General features: G+C 48.5%; 15 protein-coding genes and 1 pseudogene. 4 read left to right on the plus strand and 12 right to left on the minus strand.

Going from position 1 to position 21,754, the window contains the following annotated elements; genetic code table 11:
- Positions 1–183 precede the first annotated feature (183 nt).
- Entirely contained in the window at positions 184–1,503 is a 1,320-nt protein-coding gene (locus ACYVGO_RS04730; protein ID WP_460967942.1) for a right-handed parallel beta-helix repeat-containing protein, read from the minus strand.
- A 655-nt stretch (positions 1,504–2,158) separates the two neighbouring features.
- On the opposite strand from ACYVGO_RS04730, the gene ACYVGO_RS04735 reads away from it, so the two are divergent.
- On the plus strand, positions 2,159–2,452 hold the full coding sequence (locus ACYVGO_RS04735; protein WP_460967943.1) for a hypothetical protein: 294 nt from the start codon (positions 2,159–2,161) through the stop codon (positions 2,450–2,452).
- Between the two features lie 7 nt (positions 2,453–2,459).
- Here ACYVGO_RS04735 and ACYVGO_RS04740 read toward each other — a convergent pair whose 3' ends face one another.
- The 5 genes and pseudogenes from ACYVGO_RS04740 to ACYVGO_RS04760 form a co-directional block, all read right to left on the minus strand.
- On the minus strand, positions 2,460–3,722 hold the full coding sequence (locus ACYVGO_RS04740; protein ID WP_460967945.1) for an IS110 family RNA-guided transposase: 1,263 nt from the start codon (positions 3,720–3,722) through the stop codon (positions 2,460–2,462).
- Between the two features lie 239 nt (positions 3,723–3,961).
- A pseudogene (locus ACYVGO_RS04745) lies at positions 3,962–4,225 on the minus strand (transposase); the annotation flags it as partial.
- 345 nt (positions 4,226–4,570) lie between these two features.
- Positions 4,571–5,176 carry an OmpW family outer membrane protein gene (locus ACYVGO_RS04750; protein ID WP_460967947.1) on the minus strand — a complete coding sequence of 202 codons (606 nt, stop codon included), beginning with the start codon at positions 5,174–5,176 and terminating at the stop codon, positions 4,571–4,573.
- Between the two features lie 345 nt (positions 5,177–5,521).
- Positions 5,522–5,743, minus strand: coding sequence for a hypothetical protein (locus tag ACYVGO_RS04755; protein WP_460967948.1), 222 nt, complete (start codon positions 5,741–5,743; stop codon positions 5,522–5,524).
- Between the two features lie 334 nt (positions 5,744–6,077).
- Positions 6,078–6,431: a hypothetical protein gene (locus ACYVGO_RS04760; protein ID WP_246859308.1), complete on the minus strand. Its 354-nt coding sequence runs from the start codon at positions 6,429–6,431 to the stop codon at positions 6,078–6,080.
- 443 nt (positions 6,432–6,874) lie between these two features.
- Between ACYVGO_RS04760 and ACYVGO_RS04765 the strand changes: the two genes are divergently transcribed.
- Complete coding sequence (locus ACYVGO_RS04765) at positions 6,875–8,071, plus strand: DUF4249 domain-containing protein (protein WP_460967950.1); 1,197 nt, start codon at positions 6,875–6,877, stop codon at positions 8,069–8,071.
- Positions 8,072–8,662: 591 nt separating this feature from the next.
- Here the strand turns inward: ACYVGO_RS04765 and ACYVGO_RS04770 are convergent.
- Both ACYVGO_RS04770 and ACYVGO_RS04775 read right to left on the minus strand, forming a co-directional pair.
- Positions 8,663–13,006 carry an SdrD B-like domain-containing protein gene (locus tag ACYVGO_RS04770; RefSeq protein ID WP_460967952.1) on the minus strand — a complete coding sequence of 1,448 codons (4,344 nt, stop codon included), beginning with the start codon at positions 13,004–13,006 and terminating at the stop codon, positions 8,663–8,665.
- Positions 13,007–13,632: 626 nt separating this feature from the next.
- Positions 13,633–14,160 carry a CopD family protein gene (locus ACYVGO_RS04775; protein ID WP_142775654.1) on the minus strand — a complete coding sequence of 176 codons (528 nt, stop codon included), beginning with the start codon at positions 14,158–14,160 and terminating at the stop codon, positions 13,633–13,635.
- A gap of 173 nt (positions 14,161–14,333) precedes the next feature.
- Between ACYVGO_RS04775 and ACYVGO_RS04780 the strand changes: the two genes are divergently transcribed.
- Positions 14,334–16,136: a hypothetical protein gene (locus tag ACYVGO_RS04780; protein WP_460967954.1), complete on the plus strand. Its 1,803-nt coding sequence runs from the start codon at positions 14,334–14,336 to the stop codon at positions 16,134–16,136.
- A 101-nt stretch (positions 16,137–16,237) separates the two neighbouring features.
- Here the strand turns inward: ACYVGO_RS04780 and ACYVGO_RS04785 are convergent, their stop codons facing one another.
- Positions 16,238–17,137, minus strand: a complete 900-nt coding sequence (locus ACYVGO_RS04785; protein ID WP_246859309.1) for a LysR family transcriptional regulator — start codon at positions 17,135–17,137, stop codon at positions 16,238–16,240.
- 94 nt (positions 17,138–17,231) lie between these two features.
- On the opposite strand from ACYVGO_RS04785, the gene ACYVGO_RS04790 reads away from it, so the two are divergent.
- Positions 17,232–17,849, plus strand: a complete 618-nt coding sequence (locus ACYVGO_RS04790; RefSeq protein ID WP_460967956.1) for an NAD(P)H-dependent oxidoreductase — start codon at positions 17,232–17,234, stop codon at positions 17,847–17,849.
- 34 nt (positions 17,850–17,883) lie between these two features.
- Here ACYVGO_RS04790 and ACYVGO_RS04795 read toward each other — a convergent pair whose 3' ends face one another.
- The 3 genes from ACYVGO_RS04795 to ACYVGO_RS04805 are packed head-to-tail and all read right to left on the minus strand — an operon-like array spanning position 17,884 to position 21,721.
- Positions 17,884–19,404: a class I adenylate-forming enzyme family protein gene (locus ACYVGO_RS04795; RefSeq protein WP_460967958.1), complete on the minus strand. Its 1,521-nt coding sequence runs from the start codon at positions 19,402–19,404 to the stop codon at positions 17,884–17,886.
- Positions 19,405–19,409: 5 nt separating this feature from the next.
- On the minus strand, positions 19,410–20,681 hold the full coding sequence (locus ACYVGO_RS04800; protein WP_142776886.1) for an MFS transporter: 1,272 nt from the start codon (positions 20,679–20,681) through the stop codon (positions 19,410–19,412).
- A 2-nt stretch (positions 20,682–20,683) separates the two neighbouring features.
- Positions 20,684–21,721 carry a Gfo/Idh/MocA family oxidoreductase gene (locus ACYVGO_RS04805; protein WP_460967960.1) on the minus strand — a complete coding sequence of 346 codons (1,038 nt, stop codon included), beginning with the start codon at positions 21,719–21,721 and terminating at the stop codon, positions 20,684–20,686.
- Positions 21,722–21,754: the final 33 nt, after the last annotated feature.

Consider the following 21,754-nt stretch of genomic DNA (forward strand, 5'->3'; position numbering starts at 1 on the left):
TGAGTCACTAGCCGTGCCCTGGGCCAGCAGCGTGCCATTGACTACAATCTGATCGGTGGCAGAAGGGGAACGAATCTCTGCTCCTGGTTGAATACTGGTTATCGTATTGGCAGAGACCGAAAAGCCACTTTCCAGCAGATTGTAATACGAACCTGGGCCGGCCTTGGGGATACTACACGAAGTCTAGGTAGAGCCACCTCGCAACTGGATGTCGGCATTGGTCAAATTGCTCAAACCACCCACACTCGAAGCAAACGCCATCATGGCATTACCGTTGCCCGAAAACACGACCGAATTAATGACGGGGCTGATCGAGACCACATCAATGTTAATACCTATGGTTCCATTATTGCTAACCCTACAATTACTCACACTCACCCCTGATGAGCTGATATGCATACCCCGACCCTGACTGTTGCGGATCGAGGAATTACTAATACTCAATGCACTCACGCCTGAATTAACCTCAATAGCTGCCCGGTTAGGGCCATATTGATACGTCTGGGCCCAGTAATCGATGGTCACATAGGACAATACCGAGTTGACACTACCATTAGCAAAGATGAGTCGCCCCCCATGCGTTGTCCCATTCGGCAGGTTGGCAAGACCGACAAAGCGGATCGAGTCACTAGCCGTACCCTGGGCCAGCAGCGTGCCATTGACTACAATCTGATCGGTGGCAGAAGGGGAACGAATCTCTGCTCCTGGTTCAATGGTGGTCACCGTATTGGCCGAGATCGAAAAGCCACTTTCCGCGAGATTGTAGTACGAACCTGGGCCGGCCTTGGGGATACTGCAGGAGGTCTCGGTAGGGCCACCCCGCAACTGGATGTCGGCATTGGTTAGGTTACTCAAACCGCTCACACTCGAGGCATAGGCAACTATGGCATTGCCATTGCCCGAAAACGCGACCGAGCTAATGACGGGGCTGATCGAGACCATATCGATACTGATGCCAACCTCTCCACTGTAACTCACCGAACAATCACTCATACTCACCCCCGATGAGCTGATGGTGATACCCCGGCCTTTACTGTTGCGGATCGAGGAGTTGCTGATAGTCAATGAGCTTACTCCTGTACTAACATTAACAGCTGGCCGGTTTCCCCTCGCATACGGATACGTATCAGCCCACTGATCGATGACCACATAGGACAATACCGAGTTGACACTACCACTGGCAAAATTGAGTTGGCCCCCATGCGATGAACCATAAGCGGGATTGGCAAAACCGGTAAACCGAATCGAGTCACTAACCATACCCTGGGCCAGTAATGTACCATAGACGGCAATCTGATCATATGGAGAAGCGGAGCGAATCTCGACCCCTGACTCGATGGTGAGTGTTTGTCCAGTAGGTATGGTTATTGAACCGGTAATGAGGTAGGGGCTATTCGCTTTTGTTAGCGTACCAGCAACAGGCCCACTTAAAGGAGCCTGCGCTAAACTGTTAGTAATTAGGTAACAGAATAGGCCTAAAAAAAGTATATATTTTATCAACATACTCAACATAGTTAGGTATAGAGTTTATTGATGCAATACAACTAAATATTTATTTAGGATTAAAACTGTATTCTGGGAACTTCAGTTAAGGTTATAAAAAATTTATTAATCGGCGAATTGGTATTATCTTGCAAATAGAGCTATCAAGATTTTCTATATTATACCATAAATATAAGTTTTATTTTTTATATCTATTACATTAAAAAATACCGACAAATCTTCCTTTTTATTTAAATTAAATAGCTGATTTTCAATAATATATACAGAATATTTCAGTATGCAAACTCATTTTTTTAACAGTAAAAATCTAATCAGAAAATTTCTTTCTATCTGTCCGGCTTAATCAAACAAATAGAAAGAAATTTCCTTTTAATAATATTTATTATTTGGCATGCGTTAAAAACAAAGTACGATTTAATCTATTTAGAAAAGAAATTAACCAATTTGGGAAAGAAATTAATCAATTTGGGAAAGAAATTAATAATTCGCATAATCAAAAAAACACTTCTCTAATGACCATCCCTCTCCCTTACCGTTTCTAAATAAGCGATATCTTGGATAGCTGATCATACATTGCTTGGTTAGCTATCATTCAGTGAGACATGGTTTTATACCGTTTATTTGCTCCAAGAACTCGTCTTTTAAACAATCTAGAATGAAAGCAATCAATATCCATTTCTTCTCGACGACTGACAACAGCCAGGCTAAGCCTAAAACCGGAAAAGCAGCTAAGCCAGCGAAGGTAGTTTTGACGGGTTACATCTCTTCATCCGGCAAATTGGTGTTCCCAGCCAAGACGGTGGCCAACCTAGGTATTAATCTGGACAATACCTTTTCTGTACAACTGAATTCTACTATACTGATAAAGAGTGCTTTGAGAATAGCTTTTTTAACTCTTCTTGGGTTAATTGGAGCGCATGCAGTTTCTTGTCTAAGTGCTTCAGCTTGAGGCCGCGCTACTTTTCCTGGTTCAACTCCACGCGTTCTTTTTGATAGGCTTCCCCTTTACTGATCATGTTCCAGATGATAACCGCCAACTTGCGGGCTGTGGCGATAATGGCCGCAATCCGGCCTTTCTTAAAAGCAATCCGCTTGAAGAACGGGGTTAACTCATGATCTTTCTGGTTACCAATCGAGTTGGCCGCATGACGCAACGCTTTAGCGATTGTGTTCCGACCAGAAGGTCGACGATTACTGATGACCTTACCCCCGCTGACTTTGTTATTAGGTACTAAGCCTAGCCAACACGCAAAACTTTTAGCATTGGGGAATTTATGGATATCATGACCTAGGCTAGTTAGCAAGCATAGAACCGTATTATAGCTGACGCCTGATACAGCGAATAAGTCGGTTCGAAAATATTGGTAAGCTAACTGGGAGAGATTAAAGCCAGGGGCATGTTTACCAGCACGCTTGCGGTGTGTCTTTAGCTGCTTCTTCTCATCTGCCGTTACTTCAATCTGAGGAGCATACTTGATCAGAAACGTTTCGATGACTTGGTCGCATTCTTTGATCTTGCCTTCGTAGAGTCGGTAAAAATCCAGTGAGGCCTGTAGTTCGAAGAGCAATTCCTCCCGCCACCAGCCGTGCAACGCATCGGCAATCTCCTGACGAGGCTTTTTGAGCCGATCACCCACCCGCGATACCAACTCATCAGCCTCCCGATGCCCAGCTAGAATGGCTTCAATAACAGCCATCCCAGATTGACCGGTGATATCACTCAGCACCACATCCAATCGGATATTCATTAACCGCAGCGACTTCTGCATCTTATTGCTATAGCGAGCTGACTGCTGGACTAGATGCTGACGATGATAATAGTAGGTTCGTAGCTGCTGAAAGGTATCACTGAGCAGCAAACTGCCGGATAGTAAACCCAACGAGTGTAGTTTTTGAATCCAGATGCAATCGATAACATCCGTTTTGCGGCCCTTGACATTTTTGGTCTGGCTACCGCCCACTAGCAGCACCTCAAAGCCAGCCCGCTGAAGCGCATTGAACAAGGTCTGCCAGTAGCTACCGGTGCTCTCCATGGCGATTGTCGTCACGCCATGCTGACGAAAATGGTCAATAAGTTGCTGATGATCCTTGGTGTACACCCCAAATTCGCGAACGTTGTCTTTGTTCTGATCAATAGCGACCAGATGGCTCCGTGAGCCCACGTCAATGCCAGCGGCATGAGCATGGATAATAGTAAAAGCTGCTTGGCTGTTTCCCATAGTGCATTGATGATTAGCGACTTCCGGGAGCGCACCGGGACTGTAAGAGTTTTCTGTACGGGATTCGCCGAAGCGATCACCAATTCATTCACCAAATGCCTTTTTAACCAAAGGCATCGTACGCTCCAGCCTAGATTTTAAGGAAGGACTCAATTAGGTACCAATAAAGCGGGAGGCTTGGTTCAGAAAGTCGGCTAAAGGTAGGGCTTCTGGCCGGGAACGTAAGTTGTATTGGCTATTCAACAGCGTATGCGCTGTACACTGATTTTAATATATCGCGTCGCTTCGGCGCTTCGTTCTAGCTCAGCTTGTTTCAATTCTTTTTTCAACCGCAGAATTTCCTGCTGCTCTTGGCTGACCCCCGCTCGTCCACTGGTATTAGCTTTTGGGGTAGATAAGCGTTCTCTGCGCCACCGGGTTAGAATCTGTGGGGTGATACCGAGTTCTTCAGCGGTCACTTTCAGAGAGCCTTTGGCATCGGCCAACTCCACTGCCATTCGTTTAAATTCCTCCGGGGCCGCCCGTGCGGTCGTACTGCCTCCTGGTTTTCATAGTTCACTAAGTTAGATCATGCTTAACTTAATGTCCAGTTAAAGGTAGCAGGTCCACTATTAAAGTAGGTACCAGACAAGGACGCTGGTAATAGCTCAACGTTGCTTGCTGCGGAGCCTATGATCTAGACCATGTTTAAGAAAGCAGTTCACTGCTGGAAAACCAATTCGTCAGGACTGGGGATTCTTATAGAACGCTTCCAAGTGAGACGATAGAATCCTTCAGCCATTTCACAGATACAAAAATAGCCAGCACTTCTGCTGGCTATTTTTGTATCTGTCCTTTTTAACGTCTTCCTATCGCTGGCCAACTACAAAGTAGACGCCTGCCCCTAGTAAAAGCATCTTTCCCGTATCACCTTCAGAAAAAACGATATGATACCCCGCATCCGCATTTACGCCAAAGGCAGGTGAAATAGCATACTGTAATCCTACCTTCGGAGCTACGCCAAACTTACTATCGTTATCTGCTGATTTTAAAGTCTGAGCCCCGCTGGTAATCTCAACGCTGGCAGCGGCTCTATACAACCCGGCTTCTACCCCCACATAGGGCCGCAAAGCTGACTGGGAGAAAAAATACTCTGCCTGACCAGTTACCATTAGTAGATTCCCAGAGGCTTTAACCGATCCATTAGCCCCAATTCCAGGATCCAAAACGAAACTTGCTGAATTACTTTTTGTAAAATACCGACCGTTTAATCCAACGGCCAACTTAGGGTTAACAAAATAGCGGAGCGTAACACCACCACCCCAAAGGCCGTCAGAGAATGAAGAGCCGGATTCGGTTGGGGCCAGAAAGTTACCATTCAGGTTAGCTTGTAACTGAGCCTGAGCTTGACTGGACAAAAGCAGCGCACCAACAAGAAGTAAACAGACTGCTGTTAGCTTGATCGTGTTTTTCATAATGAGTAGATAACAAGGATTAAAAACAAATTAACTGCCGTGAAGATAGGCCGCTATATCTGTATCGCCAAAGGCCTCTAGAATGCGTCTACTATCTTAGCATCAGTGGCTTTCAGTGGTTGGACAAGTGCTGTTTTTTCTGATTACTTACCGGTTTGCCTCTTCTTCCAGTAATCGGTGAACTAGTGGTACCTACTTTCAGTAGCGGCTGGTAAAAGCCTAAAGACGACTAATCATTCGCTGACTACCTATTGATAGCGCTACTACTATTGGTAACCACGGGTTAAAACGCTTTTCTGGGGATTGCCTAGAGCGCATGAAAGCCAACCGGAATAATCTGAAGAGCTAAACATCCAGTAAGCCTCGTTCACTATATATGTTCTCTTCTCTTAACAGTTCATCGACTTGCTTTTCAAGTTTGGGCAAGTATAAGGCCTGTATATAAACAGCATCCACTGGATTAAAGGAGACACCACCGGCTAGCTGGTAGCCACTTGACAACCGATCAACAACCTGAGTTTCGAGCAATTCAAGGGTTTCGGCAGCTTCAACGACGTATAACTTCATAACAATTGGGGCTTGGCCATTAGGCCGGTTAGAATAAAGGCTGAGATTTATTGACTATTCACTAAGTTCTTGAGTAAGTAAGTTCAGGTTACTAGGTAAGTTCAGGTTACTAGGTAAGCCCCGCTTTGCAGGACCCTTTAATACCCCCTGCATCCAGGAGCTGTTGATTCAAGATCCTACCAGCGCTCGCTTCCAAGACGAATTCATGATCCTGTTTTGCGGTAGGCGTTTAATCAACCTGTACACCCTTCGGACGATATACGGTTATTGACAAACTAGGTTAGGGTAACACCGGTTTCTGTTTTTTCTTCAGTAGCCGTGGTCGTATTTACTTTTACGATCGATAAAAGCCGTATAGGAAAAGCCCCACCAGGATCGATTCAATAATCCAGATGTTGCGCGTATTCGAATGCGTGATCCGTCGAATGACCCAGTGTCCCCCCAAACATATGGCCATGATGGGCAGCCCAAGCACAATCTCGAGCGGATAGTCTCGCTTTTGGTCGGGTGTTCCGTACAGCACATAAAATAGGCCATGCAGAATCTCGTACAGACCCAGTAATGCCCCCAGCGTCAGCGGTGTGATCCAGGTTAGTAACTTTTCAATCGTCATCTTGGTGCGTCGGGATTTATAAGAGCCGCAGGCCAACTCGTTTTGATTTCGAATGCCTATAATACTACTAACCATTCGTGGTGTAGGGTTGTTGGCATTTTTTGTATCTACAAGACTCGCTACCAGGTAGACCACTGATCGGGATTGACTTGGAGTTGCACCGCTAAGCGTGGTTCCCTGCAACGGCCGGTACGCCGGAGCGGTACCCTGCCGGGATCAGCGGCTGTAGTAGCCGAAGCAATTTGGGGTTATAATGACAACATAAAATGAATAGCGGTGTCTGTTGAACAACTCGACAGGGCCGCCAACTAGCTCGTTGACTCGTTGAACAGATAGTATTGGCTACAAATTGGGCTACAATGAACACGGACAATGCAGGCCTATTTAACCGGGTTTAGCGTTTTCCAACCGCACCGCAGCCGCGGACGGTCGGCGGTCCGGAGTCAAAGCCGGGTAGTTGACCTGATAAAGTAGAACGATCAACTTCCTGCGTTTTACGAGTCTACACCCTCTTGTTTATGCGTGCTGCTAGTCTATTTCTACTCGTTGGCTTGACGACGCTTATCTTACCCGTTGCCTGCGTCGATTTGCTGGAGATCCCCTTAACTCAACGAGTTAACGTGCTAGTGGTCGATGGGACACTAACCAACCTCAATGAGGATCAAAAAATTCACATCAACCGCGCCAAATCCGACTCGCTGACTGGCCGTTTTGGCAGCTTGCCCATCACGGGCGCTACCGTAGAGGTCGTGGTTGATTCGTCCCAGGTGCTGGTCTTCACTGAGACCGACACAGCCGGGGCCTACCGCTCACCAGCAGGCTTTCGAGCCCAACCCGGCCACGCCTACCAGCTACGTTTTACACTCAAAGATGGGACTCATTATCGGTCAACGACCGAAGTGATGGCTCCGGTCCCCTCCATTGACCGCGTCCATACAAAATTCAACCCCACTAGTTTACCCGCTATCCTTGCCGATGGCACCATTAATCAGTACCGGGGGGCACATGAGCTAACAATTGATTTTCAGGACCCTGCCAACCAACACAACTATTACCGCTGGGACTGGCTGTTGTGGGAGAAACAGGACTGGTGTCATACGTGTGTGAATACCTTATATATGATTTACAACCCCTATACTACCCCCCCAACCCTCTACGAAGACTGCTTTGGAGACCCCAATTATGGCGGTTACTTTGTCATCGATTACAACTGCCGGACCCAATGCTGGGAAATTCTTCGTAATTATACCACCAATGTGTTCGACGATGTGTACAGTAACGGCGGGCTGATCCTGGGCCGCACGGTAGCCCAGATTCCATTTTACCAACAGAACGCCTGCTTAGTGCAGCTTCGCCAATCCTCGCTCACCAAGGGGGCCTATCAGTACTACCGAGCCGTTGAGGACCAGTCCCAGAACACGGGGGGCGTGGCCGTCCCTCCCCCAACGGTGTTGGTGGGTAATATACGCAACGTCGCCAATGGACAGGAAAGCGTGATTGGCTACTTTACGGCCTCAGCGGTGGCGGTGGCTCTGGACTGGATTGACCGGAGCGACGCGACGGGTCGTGCGCCGGGCTTATTTGAGGCCTTGTATGGTCGCCCACCTTCGCAACCCAACCACCAGGGTGGCTATGGGTCGGTCGAGTACCCAACGGCGGTCTGTGTACCGAGTGATGGTCGTACGCCCAACAAGCCCATTGGCTGGCGCGATTAATTTCTGTTGTCTACGTGCTGGGGTGTCACAAAAATCTAAAATGGGGTCGGCTGCCGATAAAATAGAACCGATTAAGGGCCGTCCATAACAGGGATTTGGCCAATTAACGAGTCCGTGCCATTTTCGACTTCTGCAACAGCCACGCTCCTATTGATAGATAGCCTAGACGGGGTAATAAACAATGCATTAATCGTTTACCAAGATTAAAATGTAAGAAACCAGAAAGCAGACCAGGGCCATCGATACGCCCAGCAAGGGAATAGTAAACCAATACTTTTCGGCTAACCAAACGTAAAAGCCAATCGTAAGGATTGTAATGATAAAAAAGAAGTGGACCTGCCATAGTTGACTGAACATTAAGTTAAGCATGATCTAACTTAGTGAACTATGAAAACCAGGAGATAGTACAACCGCTCGGTAACACCCGCCTGTATCCGTTACCAGGTCTGATCTGACCGTTACCCTGGAACTACCCCAGGCCAACTTCGCTACGGTGGGCACGGCAAATAACTTCGTTCGTTCCAGCAGTTTTAATAACGAAAAACCCCTTCCTCACGGTTGGGGGTTTTCGTTCATCCCGTTCTCTGAAACTTATCGGCTAGCCGTCCTCGACTTCTGAATGACCAGGGGTATACATTTGGGAGCCGGACACGTACAGGTAGCAGGTTCCAGGATAACCGTCACATCTGTATAGCAAGCTCCTCCCGGACTGTACAACCGAATGGTGTAAGGCTGGCTCGTTGCAGGGTTTGGCAAATTCGTAAAACTAACGGCACCAGCGGTAATGGCCAGGTTTGTTGGGGTGCCGTAAGCAGGCCCACTTCCGTAGGTATTCCCTGCAACAATGTCGGCGAGTTCGGTATTTTGTAAGGTGGTCAGGTCAATATGCGCATCGTTATTGGCTGCGAGGCCTACGCAGGTAGCCGTCACTGCCTGCGGAAGTGCCGTGTACGATGGAACTTCATTGACCGTTACGGTTGTCGATATTGTTGACGAACAGCCCGTAGTAAACGCACAGATAGCCGTATAAACAGTTGTTAAAGAAGGCGATACAAGTATGGTAGCTGTCGTTTCGGTTGTTGACCAAAGAATTGTTCCATCTTCACAACCAGCCACGGTCAATGTTGCTGATTGTCCGGAACAGACCGTTTCAGAATTCACCGTTAGCACCGGTAAGGGATTGACAGTAACCATTGTACTGGCTACTGCTGAGCACCCGACCTCCGTGCTTACAGTTACTGAATATACATCGCTGGTTGTTACAACAATCGAAGCCGTTTGCTCGCCAGTTGACCAGAGGTAGGTGTCGCCCCCACTGGCGGTTAACGTCGCACTTTGCCCCTCACAAATCGTTGCACTACTCCCTGTAATGGCAGCCACAGGTAATGGATTTACCGTGATCGTACCGGTAGCCGTACCCGAACAACCATCGCTACTGATGGCTGTGACGGAGTACGTACCTTCCGCGGTGCCCGTGGCTACATTAAATGGACCTACCTGAGTCAGGCCTGATGAAAACTGATACGTGGTATAGCCTCCCGTAGCCACCAGCACCGCCTGTTGACCAGCGCAGATTGTATCAGAACTCAGGCTCACTACCGGGTTCGCATTAATCGTGATGCTGCCCGTACCAGTACCTACACACCCCTCAGCACTGATCGCCGTTACCGAATAAATCCCATCGGTTGTACCAATGGCCACATTCGAGTTCCCCAACTGGGTCAGACCCGTCGAGAAGAGATAGATATCATAACCGGCCGTAGCGGTCAGGCTTGCCGTCTGTCCTTCACAAATCGTTGCCGATGTAAGCGCAACCACGGGTAGTGGATTGGCGGTGATACTACCTGTGGCCGTAGACGAGCAACCGACTGAATTTATGGCCGTTACCGAGTACGTACCGGTGGTTGTACCGATGGCCTCATTGGTTGTGCCAATACGGGTTAGGCCAGGTGAGAAATTATAGTCTGCAAAACCTGCCGTAGCGGTTAGTATTGCCGTCTGGCCCGCGCAGATCGTGATCGAGGAAAGCTCAACAACAGGTATAGGATTGACCGTAACACTGCCCGTAGCGATGGCCGAACAGCCCCCCGCCGTAGCAGCTGTCACCGAATACGTACCCGCTTCTGTCGTACTTGCTACATTTGTACCAGCCAGTTGTGTGAGACCCGTTGAGAAACTATAGGAAGCCAGCCCTGCCGTAGCGGTCAATGCAGCCGTTTCTCCTGCGCAAATAGTTACTGAAGTAAGTGTAATAACTGGGTTTGGATTCACTGTAATTGTCCCGGTAGCGGTACCTGAACAACCCGCCGAGTTGACCGCCGTCACCGAGTACGTACCCGTAGCGCTGCCACTAGCAACATTAGTGGTTCCTAGCTGGGTAAGTTCGCTCGAAAAGGTATAGCTGCTAAAACCGGCAGTAGCTGTCAGGTTAACCGTTTGACCAACGCAAATTTCGGCTGATGTCAATGATAGGGCCAAGGGCGCACACACATAGCCCGCATCGTACGTAAAGTTATTTTGACCGGCCTGTCCTAGTGTAAACGCAATACTACCCGTTGCATCCGGATCGGAGTCGATGGCATTCGTTGCTGTGCCGGAAGCAGGTACTGTGTTAATGGTAAACGCACTGACACTAACGGGAAAACTGAGTGTATAACTGCCACCTGGCGTCAGGGTTAAGTTGTAAACGGACCCCAACACATTTGTACCCACTGCCGTTGAAAAATAATAGTCACCATCGGCATTCGTTGTTACGGTAGCAATCGTTGTTGAGCCGGGGCCCAGCAAGGCAACCTGCACATCCGCGAAACCAGGCTCATCGGGGTCCTGAATCCCGTTGTTATTCGTATCTCGCCAAACCCGGTTCCCGATTTGAATAGGTGGCAAATCACAGCCCAGTTCAAGATCGCCCAGCCCATTGGCTTTACCATAGGTGGCCACATCATCGCTCCGGTAAATTTGTACACTGGTAGCTGGTCCACTCGAGCCATCTGAGTTTTTGAATCGCCGGATACCACCGGAATCCACGTTATAGGTGGGATCAAGTACAATAGATGCCACTTCGCCACTTCCGGGTAGCAAGGCTAACCCACCCTCGCTCATTTCTAATTGAAAAGCTCCGCCAGATGCACCAGCTTCTATATGATCGCTGTAATAGTACTCTCCATTACCGGGTCCCTGCGTTGTATTGGCACCACTTGTTACCAGGCCATTGCAAACGCTGGCGTTGTACTCAAGCGTCCATTCATTGACCCCCGCCGTACATCTACCAGCTCGCAGAATATCCCCAGGGGCAATAGCCCGGTATTTCTGAATAGGATCAGCAGTGCTATTGGGATCGGGCCCAAGGTTATTATTCCCATATTGATCGCCGAAACGGTCCCGGATACTCAGGATCATTGACCCATCCACATCAAACTCGATACCTGTCAACATAGGCTGTGGATAACTACAGTAAGGCAGATCATTCCGGGCAAACCGGGCAGGTTGAGCGTCAACCCAGGGCAGCCAGAACTCAGCCCGGTCGGCACCGGTTTTATCATTGTTCGTAGCCCCTTTTTGGTAAGTTAACGGGAACGAGAGCACCGGTGTAAAACTTGCATCATTCGGATTGAATTCATAGACAACGGCTTTCATACCCGTTGTATCCCGAGTAACCAGGCTGGTACTGCTGGGCAACTCCCCAATGGTTCCTCCTATGCCAAAATTCACCGTTCCGGCTACGCCTTCGTTGGAAGTTACGCCACCCACATAGACACGGCCTCGGTAATATTTAAGCCCAAATGGCCGAAAAACGCTGCCTGGTTGCTGACTTGGCGATGGAATTGTAAAACTGATAGCTGTACCCGCCGTTGGCGTATCGCTGGTTGGGTCAATGATTGGAATTTGATATAATCGGCGATCACCCAGATTGACAACGTACAGTTGCGTCCCATCTTCAGAAATTTCCAGGTCTCCTAAACCCGCTTTTCCAACCAGATCGAATGTAGTTGCGTCCCGATTACCCTCCGTTAGCACAGCAGGCAACCCCCGATCTGTATTAGAGCCCACTGTACTGGAAACTGTTGTGGCAACCGTACCCGACACACTGGTGGTAGCTATTGCCGTAACGGCGGTCGGTAACGTGGTGAACAGGCTGGTTGTAAACGTAGCCCCCCCCGAAGGCTTTGTGATATAAATACCCCCTGCTCCACCATCAGCCAGTCCGGAATGCCGTTTTACGAAAGCAGATGTGTACGTATATTTTGTGGCCCGTTGATAGGCTACCCCATACACAGTTCCTAATTGGCTATTAAGGCTAATGGCTGTTTCTGACGGCGTATTACCACCCGTATTCGAAACTTCCTGAGCACTGGTAGCATTGTAGGGCAATGTAACAAACACCCCCTCATCACCCGAGCTGCCGCTACCCAATGGGTTACCGTTCACGTAGCAGGGAACAAAGAAAACCGGGACAGCCTGACAATAATCAAAGGGATAATTAATACCCAGATTAATTTCGGTAGCAACGGAGCTGGCAACAAACTGGGTTGAGGTGCCGCTTGCTGTTCCATGCAATCCATCATAATAACCCGCTGGCAGATTACTAAACTCGACCCGATATGGGCCTGCTCCCGATGGGGTAATTGTGTAAAACCCAGCCGTGGCCGTGGCAGAGCTCGTAATGGTGCTACCTACCAGCCCAGTGTTGTTATATACATTGACTGTTATACCACCTACCCCAATCTCACCATCCAGGGGTGTGGCAACTGTAAAACTGCGAACCCCATCCTCGTTGAAATCCCGATAAACGGTACCCGATAGTTGTCCATAAGCTGACTGGGACAAGACAATGAAAACGAGCAGTAAGCCAACAATTGAGAAGAAACGGGCTGTATTTCTATAGATGGAACAAATACTCAGTCCAGACTTTTTAACGTAAACATCATTTTCCATAGGGTTCCCGGTTGAGCTGTATCAGTAAGTACTGAGCTAGACAAACAGGGTGCCATTTTCCTGGAAAACACAAAAAATATCCTATATATAGTTACATCTTATATACAAATATAAGTCATAGTAACATTCGCCATTCTATATACACCAGTAGACGTTTTATATAGTTACATAGTCACGCTTCGTGCGACGAAAAACAACAATCAACTAATAGTCAATAACTTATCGAAAAATCAGTTCACGTACCGCTGAATTAGCATGTAAATCCATTAGTATACAAAAACTGCTTCAAAAATGTATTTATGGACAAGTAAGACAGATACACTTAGCCTTCAGAATTAGTAGATTTATTTTTAAACGGAACTGGTATAGCTACCCGTTTTACGTTAAAACCTGCCCGTTTAATCGGGCGCGGAATGGCCGCGAATAACGTGCCAAAATAAGCGCAGATACAGATTTTTTCCTAAAACCCAGATTTAGTTATATCAATACTATAAATACGATCTTCCTCCCAACGCGTTTGCCGGATTAGCTGCTATATCTGATGCTACAATGGAGAGATCGGGTTGGGAAAACCTATAGGTATTCCTTACTAGGTAACCACACGTTCATGGGATCAACACCCCAGTTCACCCTTTGCGCAAACGCCGGTACGTCCGTATCGCAACCAGCAAAACAACTAATAGAACCAACAGGCCCAGCATACCCCAGAGCATGTTCAGGGCATCCTTAAGGACCACCAGAAAAACAATAGCAAACAGAAATAAGGTGGCTACTTCATTCCAGATACGAAGCTGGTTGGACGTATAGCGAAACTCGCCCCGCTGCTGTTGCCGGAAAATACCATGACACAAGCCGTGATAAACATACAGGCCCGCCACCAGCACCAGTTTGTAGATGAGCCAGTCGGGCGTTGATCCGTAGTTATACCAGGTATTCAGGCCTAGTATCAAGGTTATTACTGCCGACGGCCACGTAATACCGAACCAGAGTCGACGCTGCATTAGCAGGAGTTGTTGCTGGAGAACACTACGTCCCGGTTCAGGCAATGGCTCGGCTTCGGTGGCGTAGATGAACAGCCTCGGCATATAAAACAAGCCTGCAAACCAGGTTACGACAAAAATAATGTGCAGGGCTTTGCTATAAAAGAAGGTCATAATTCAGCAGAAAGAGGCATCAGTTTTTGGAGTAAATATACAATGGCAAAAACTGCGATTGATAAAAATCAGCTGGCTACCTTATCGTTGTCAATAACCCACCCAAAAGAGTCCAGTAGCTTTATCCGTGAATTTGGAGAACTATACCTCATCCATTCATCATCTAATTCGCTATGAGTACCCCCATTCACAGTTTTCATATCCCGGTCATGGGTTTGGCCTATACCATTGATTCTCCGTTCAAAGTAGCCCGTTTCGGCATCAACTCGGTTCTTTCCATTGTGGAAGACCGGCTTATTGAATCCATGCGCAACTACTATTACCAACAGGCCAATGAACCCTATGTACCAATAACAGCCAACGAAAAAGACTATCGTGCCCGCCGGATAACAGACTACCTCAACCTGATGAATCGAACGGTTCAGGCGCAGGTGGAAGCCCTGAAAAATGCCGCGTTTGAAGCCGGTTCTGAGCTTGTTAAATACGTTGATATGCTCCCTGATAGCAGTACGCTGAAAAGTTTATACCAGAAGATGATTCAATCCAACGATGTCTCGGAAAAGGCTCGTCTGGAACAGATGCTACGAAGTCAGATTCAACCCGGAAGCATTGACGTCAACATCATGACGAAGGTCGATAAAAACAACCTCGACCGAAACGGACTGGTGCGCGAAAATGGATCTGATGCCCTAACCGCCTTACAGGGCTATGCCAATAGTACACTATCAAATTCATCCATTATTTTCTCGGCGGGTCTTAATCCGAGGCTGTTCAACTATCTGGAAAACTGCCCTGAGTTCGACGCCAAAGGTCTCGGCGAATTTGACAAGAAGGTGGTCATCAAAGTAAGTGATTATCGGTCGGCGCTGATTCAGGGAAAATATCTGGCAAAAAAAGGAGTTTGGGTCAGTGAATTCCGGGTTGAGTCGGGGCTTAATTGCGGGGGGCACGCTTTTGCCACCGATGGGTATCTGATGGGACCGATCCTGGAAGAATTCAAGCAGAAAAAAACGGAGTTAGTGGATGCTCTTTTCAGCCTTTATGTCAACGCGTTACAACAAAAAGGAAAGCCTGTTTTTACCGAACCACACCCGATTAAATTGACTGTTCAGGGCGGTATTGGTACGCATCAGGAAGACCAGTTTCTGCACCAGTATTATGGAGCCGAAAGTACAGGCTGGGGAACACCTTTCCTGTTGGTTCCGGAAGCAACTACGGTGGATGATGATACCCTGGAAAAACTTCAGAAAGCGCGGCAGAAAGACGTTGTTCTGAGCAAAGCCTCTCCGCTTGGCGTACGTTTTTATTACCTGAAAGGGACGAGCGCGGAAGTGGAAAAACTAAACCGGATTAACCGGGGGCGGCCCGGTAGCCCCTGCACCGAAAAACACCTGGTCACCAACACCGAATTCACAAAAGAGCCCATCTGTACAGCTTCTCAACAGTATCAGAAACTCAAACTGGAGCAACTCAACTCGTTGAATCTACCCGCACCTGAGTATAACAAACAGGTATCAGAACTAGAGGAAAAGGAGTGTTTATGCGTGGGTCTGAGTAACGCGGCTTCGCATGTGTACGGGGTTCCGTTTCTCAAAAAACTGCACGCTGTAACCATCTGCCCCGGCCCGAACATCGCCTATTTTTCCAAAGTTGCGTCACTGAAGGAAATGACTGACCATATCTACGGTCGTACCAACCTGCTCGACGATCCGGATCGCCCGCACATGTTCCTGAACGAACTAACGCAATACCTGAATTACCTGGAAGAGCAGTTGGCAGACGCTGACCCCACCGATTCAAAACGCCAAACCTATTTGCGAAATTTCGGCCGGAACTTAGAGGACGGAATTAACTATTACCGCCAATTGGCCCCTAGTCTGTTTGACAGATCTGTTGCCGAAAACGCGTTTTCAGCGGGTCTGGCTCAGGCCCATGAACGCCTTCAGGCACTTGCACCAGAGTTGTTGGCGGTGTAGTAGGGATTTTTCGTGAAACGGTTTGAGTGGCGTCGGTTACTGATAACCAATGCCACTCAAACCGCTTCACGAAAAATCCCTGATCGGCATAGTGAAGGCGTTTAGTTCTGTTTTTCAAAAATTTGCTGAATCCGGCCGATCTCGTCAACGTACATCGTTTTCTTTCGAGTGCCGAAATAGAGCGTATTTTCAATCACCTTCTTGCCCTCCCAAACCAGCTTTACTTTACCCTTATCCAGCTCATCGCGACATAAAAAGTCCGGGATGATGGAAAAGCCTTTCCCATCGCTCAAACAACGTACGATGGAGCAGATATTCGGCACAATATAGTTGGGTTTAAAATCGGGATGTCGGTTGAAATTTAGGTTCCAGAATTTTTTTAGATTATCCATGTCGGCAGCCGTACTATACCACAGTTGCTCTTTTAGCCAGCTTTCGGCCTCATTTATTTTTCCGGCTTCAAGTAAAGCGGCCAGTTCTTCCGTATTCGATTTGGCTCCGGCAATCAGCACAATTCGCTCTTTGGAAAATGGCTGGTAATTCAGATTCGTCTGCGCGCCTTTCTGGGGCGTAATGATCAAATCCAGCAGACCTTTATCAAGATCCTGCTGCATCTGCATGTACTCTCCAAACTTAATAATGACATTAAACGGCAGCGTGGCTATGTGCGGCTCCAGCGTAAACTGAAACGTTTCAAAACACATACCGATACTGATGGTGGCCTTATCCGTTTTTGAGCTTTTGTGAAACTGTTGTTCGGCTGCTTCCAGCTTACTGATAGGCTCCAGAATAAAATTATACATCACCTTACCCCGCTCCGTAGGTACCATTTTTCGGGCTGCCCGGTCAAAGAGTTTATAGCCTGTGTGCGCTTCCAGCGAATTAAGGTGCAGGCTCACGCCCGGTTGAGAGATATACAGCGCCTGGGCGGCAGCTGTCAGAGAGCCAGTTTCGTAAATGGCTTTAAACGTTCGAAACCATTCCAGATTAACAATCATCATCTATCATTTTTATGATACAAATCTACTAGTTAACTTATTTTTATAATGAAGTGTGGCAATCTAATTTTGCATCAACAAAAAGACGAACACATCCATGAAGACTATATTTGTTATTAACGGCGGTCAAAAATTCGCTCATTCGGGCGGTGCCTTTAATGAAACACTGACAGGCTGGACAGTTGATTTTTTACAACAACACCCTGATTTCGACGTGAAAGTCACCAATATCAATGATGACTACGATCCAGCAGAGGAAGTAAAAAAATACGTCTGGGCGGATATTGTGATTTACCATACACCCGTCTGGTGGTTTCAGGTACCGCATCGCCTAAAAGAATATATTGATGTAGTGTTTACGGCTGGCCATCAGCAAGGCATTTACACGAGTGATGGCCGTTCCCGGAAGAATCCTGCTATTAACTACGGCACGGGTGGGTCGCTACAGGGCCGACAGTATATGCTGACAACGAGTTGGAATGCACCCGAGGAAGCCTTTACACTGCCGGGCGAGTTTTTTGGTCAAAAAAGCGTGGACGAAGGGGTCATGTTTGGCTTTCACCGGATGAACGCCTTTACGGGTATGCAACCGCTGGAAAGTATTCACTTTCACGACGTCGAGAAGAATATAAATGTGAGTCGGGATAAAGCACGTTATATAGCCCACCTGGAGAAGGTACTTCTGGGCCAATCGGTGGCAGCTGTTGCGTGCTGATTGTAGCGCGACCGGCAACGGCCGACCGTCCGCGCTACATTTCATTATACCACGCTTGTAATTCAGCTTTCAGAATTTTCCCGGCTACGTTCTTCGGAAATTCATCGACCTGCATCACCGCCGAAATCCGCTGATACCGGGCCTCTATGTGGTTATTGACCCAGTCTTTCAGTTCTTGAACAGCAACCTCCTCAACCAATCTGACAGCAGCTATGGGCGTTTCGCCCCAATCAGTATGCGGTACACCAAACACGGCCACCTCGGCCACCGCCGGATGACGAATGATAATCTCTTCGATATCTTTTGGATAAACGTTTACCCCACCCGAAATGATCAGGTCTTTCTTTCGACCTGCCAGGAAGAGATAGCCATCGTCGTCAACATAACCCAGGTCGCCGGTGTACAGCCAGCCATTGCGTAGCGCATCGGCGGTTTGAGCGGGCTTTTTGTAGTAGCCCGATGTTAGAAACGGAGCCCGGCCAATGATTTCACCGACCTCGCCCATAGGAAGTTCGCTACCGCTGTCGTCCACGATTTTCATCTCCGAAAACCAGATTGGGCGACCCACAGAGCCGGTCTTTTCGGCCGAAACCGTCTTGTCCAAAACCGTCATGAAGCCTTCTGTAAGGCCGTATAACTCATAGAATGTATTCGGGAAGCGCCGGATCAATTCCGCTTTCGGGTCGTTCAACAAAGGTGCTCCCACCGACAGAATATACTCAACAGCTGGCAACGACTCCATGGTAAATTCCGGGTAACGAAGGCAGGCCGCCAGTTGGGTAGGCACCAGAATAGTATGTGTTACGCCTTCCTGAGCCATACTTGTCAGAACCGGCTGAACCGAAAACTCCTTCAGCAACACATAGGTGCAGCCAATGAACATAGCCGGCATAAAGGTCAGCATGGCCCCATTAAACACAATGGAACCGGAGTGCATGACAACGCTTTCGGGCCGGATGCGGAAGGCGTTAGCAAACAATGATCCGTACATCGACCGGACAAAATGGGAATGCATAATTCCCTTTGGCAGTCCGGTTGTCCCGCTGCTGTACATGATATTGTACAGATCATCACCACTCAGGTTGGGAGAGGAAGGTTCCGTTAAAGAAGCCGCTTCCCGCAACGCAGGATACGATTGCCAGCCTGGTAGCTCACCGTCAGTTAGCCAATAGTTATCCGTAGCCACAAGTAAGTCGTTTCGAACCTCGTCCAGGAAAGGCGCGTGAAGTGTGTCCGTCAGGACTAGACTAGAGTCGGCATCAGTGAGCAGGTTTACCAGCCCCCGACCCCGTACCATGGGGCTCATCGGCACGAGTACCGCGCCCAGCTTGGCCACCGCCCAGAAGGCCTCGTACAGCTCGCGACTATTGGGCAGCACGGTAGCCACTTTATCACCTTTACCGATACCAGCAGCCCGCAACGCATTCGCCATCCGATTAACACTCCGGTTCAACTCCGCAAACGTAAGGCGTGTATCACCAAAAACGAACGCCAGATGATTGGGTCGAAACTGAGCGTGCTGCGTTAGCCACTGGTTGATAGTAAGGGGATACATGGTAATCAGCGTTCTATCGACTCAATTGGCTTCAACTTGGGCGCAAACAGATGAATACACAACCAGGCCAGCAGATACGCACTACCGCAGATCAAAAACAGATAATTATATCCAATGGTAATGTCCCCCTGCGCCTTATAAGTATCCAGCAGCGCACCCACAACAATCGGAAAACAGAGCCCGCCTAATGAGCCTGCCATACCGCCAAGCCCTACCACCGAACTAACCGCATTTTTAGGAAACATATCCGATACCAGCGTAAACAGATTGGCGCTCCAGGCCTGGTGAGCCGCAACGGCCAGACTAAGCAACCCAACTACTTCCCAGATTGATGTGGCATAACGGGTCAACACAATTGGCACAATGCATAGCGCATAGAGCATCATGGCCGTTTTTCTGGATCGGTTGATGGTCCAGCCCCGGCGTATGAAATACCCGGACAAATAGCCACCACCAACGCTACCGAGTGTAGCCGCGGTATACACAAAAATGAGTGGTAGGCTGGGCTTTTTCAGGTCCAGATTGAAGGAAGACGCAAAGTACGAGGGCAGCCAGAACAGGAAAAACCACCAGACCGGATCGGTAAATAGCTTACCCAAAATGAACGCCCAGGTTTGTTTATACCGAAGCAAATCAACCCATCGTACCGATTCCCCTGAATTGCTTTCCACATCGCTGGTAATATAGACCAGTTCCTCTGCCGACAGCTTCTTATGGCGTTGCGGATTATCGTAGCTCCACCACCAGAAAACAACCCAGATAAAACCAACCAAACCCGTTAACACAAACGCCATTTCCCAGCCGTAAACGCCCAGCACCCAGGGTACCAGAATAGGTGCTACCACCGCACCAATATTGGTACCCGAGTTAAAGATACCCGTTGCCAGCGCCCGTTCCTTGCGGGGAAACCACTCTGCCACCGTTTTAATGGCAGCCGGGAAGTTCCCCCCTTCACCCAAACCCAGTAAGGCACGGTAAAACCCGAATCCGAAGGTGCTGGTTGCCAGACCATGCAGCATAGCGGCTATACTCCACAGAAAAACGGCGATGGTATACCCCAGTTTGGTTCCAATAATGTCAATCAGTCGGCCGAAGACGACGTAACTGAAGGCGTAGGCCGCCTGAAACGCCATCACAATATGACTGTAATCGGTTTCGGTCCAGTTGAAAACGGTTTCTAAAGTAGGCTTGAGCAGGCTGATCACCTGCCGGTCCAGATAGTTTATGGTCGTTGCTATGAACAACAGTACGACAATTCGCCAGCGGTAGTTGCTCATCATTAAAAGGACATCGTGCGTTTGGACTGACTACTTGCCTGAGCTAAATCAATAACGCGGGCGAGTTGCTGAATATCGGCGGGTGTAATGGCGGGCTCGGCCCCGTTTACAATAACATCGTATAGATTGTCGTAAAAAGGCGTGTAGTTGCCCGCTTCACTTTCAATGACTTCGCTCTGCCCATTCCGGTAAAGCGTGCCCCAGCGATCTTTCGGTTCAGTGCCCCAGTCAGCTTGATTAGGAAAGTGATTCTGTCGAAGCAGTTCTTCCTGCACATCCAAACCGCCTTTTAGAAATGATCCTTCAGTGCCATGCAGGCTGTAGCGCAGTTGATTTTGATAGACCAGCAGGCTGGATTTAAGCCGAACGGCTTTATCGGCATAGCCCAGTTTTATATCGAAATAATCGACGACCTGACTATCCGGACGAATCATTCGGATGCTGGCTTCTACCGTATCGGGTTTACCAAACAGATGCAATGCCTGGTCGAGTACGTGTGGGCCCAGATTGTAGAGACTTCCCCGGCCCAGCGCAGCCTTCTCTTTCCAGGAGTGGGCCTGCAACGCTACCGGTGAGAACCGATCATACCGGCCTTCGTACTCGATGAGCGTACCCAGCGATCCGTCGGCCAGTAACCGCTTAATAGTCAGGAAGTCGGAATCCCACCGGCGATTCTGGTAAGCTGTAGCCATACACCCCTGCCGCTGTGCCAGTTCCAGTAGTTGAATAGCTTCTGGTTCGGTGATTGCAAATGGTTTTTCAACCACCACGTGCTTCCGATGCTCCAGCGCTTTCCGGGCATACTCTACATGGGTTTCGTTAGGGGAACAGATGAACACGAGATCGATAGCAGGATCGGCGAATAGCTCATCGGGCGTAGCCACCCACTCAATCGAGGCATCGAATTCACGTACTGCATCGGGTCGGCTACTGACTATTTTCTTTAGGCGAAATTTTGGGTTGACGGATAGAAACGACGCATGGAAATAGCGCCCAGAGAGGCCAAAGCCAACCAAACCAACGTTAATTACTGTAGACATATGTATGATATATGGTATATGGCTTACGGTATT

This window comes from Spirosoma migulaei, from assembly GCF_054776855.1.

Coding starts and splice junctions, on each gene's coding strand:
- ACYVGO_RS04795 (WP_460967958.1), bottom strand. CDS start 19,404: ATGTATCCCCTTACTATCAACCAGTGGCTAACGCAGCACGCTCAGTTT.
- ACYVGO_RS04785 (WP_246859309.1), bottom strand. CDS start 17,137: ATGATGATTGTTAATCTGGAATGGTTTCGAACGTTTAAAGCCATTTAC.
- ACYVGO_RS04780 (WP_460967954.1), top strand. CDS start 14,334: ATGAGTACCCCCATTCACAGTTTTCATATCCCGGTCATGGGTTTGGCC.
- ACYVGO_RS04750 (WP_460967947.1), bottom strand. CDS start 5,176: ATGAAAAACACGATCAAGCTAACAGCAGTCTGTTTACTTCTTGTTGGT.
- ACYVGO_RS04755 (WP_460967948.1), bottom strand. CDS start 5,743: ATGAAGTTATACGTCGTTGAAGCTGCCGAAACCCTTGAATTGCTCGAA.
- ACYVGO_RS04800 (WP_142776886.1), bottom strand. CDS start 20,681: ATGAGCAACTACCGCTGGCGAATTGTCGTACTGTTGTTCATAGCAACG.
- ACYVGO_RS04805 (WP_460967960.1), bottom strand. CDS start 21,721: ATGTCTACAGTAATTAACGTTGGTTTGGTTGGCTTTGGCCTCTCTGGG.
- ACYVGO_RS04740 (WP_460967945.1), bottom strand. CDS start 3,722: ATGGGAAACAGCCAAGCAGCTTTTACTATTATCCATGCTCATGCCGCT.
- ACYVGO_RS04735 (WP_460967943.1), top strand. CDS start 2,159: ATGAAAGCAATCAATATCCATTTCTTCTCGACGACTGACAACAGCCAG.
- ACYVGO_RS04760 (WP_246859308.1), bottom strand. CDS start 6,431: ATGGTTAGTAGTATTATAGGCATTCGAAATCAAAACGAGTTGGCCTGC.
- ACYVGO_RS04790 (WP_460967956.1), top strand. CDS start 17,232: ATGAAGACTATATTTGTTATTAACGGCGGTCAAAAATTCGCTCATTCG.
- ACYVGO_RS04730 (WP_460967942.1), bottom strand. CDS start 1,503: ATGTTGATAAAATATATACTTTTTTTAGGCCTATTCTGTTACCTAATT.
- ACYVGO_RS04770 (WP_460967952.1), bottom strand. CDS start 13,006: ATGGAAAATGATGTTTACGTTAAAAAGTCTGGACTGAGTATTTGTTCC.
- ACYVGO_RS04765 (WP_460967950.1), top strand. CDS start 6,875: ATGCGTGCTGCTAGTCTATTTCTACTCGTTGGCTTGACGACGCTTATC.
- ACYVGO_RS04775 (WP_142775654.1), bottom strand. CDS start 14,160: ATGACCTTCTTTTATAGCAAAGCCCTGCACATTATTTTTGTCGTAACC.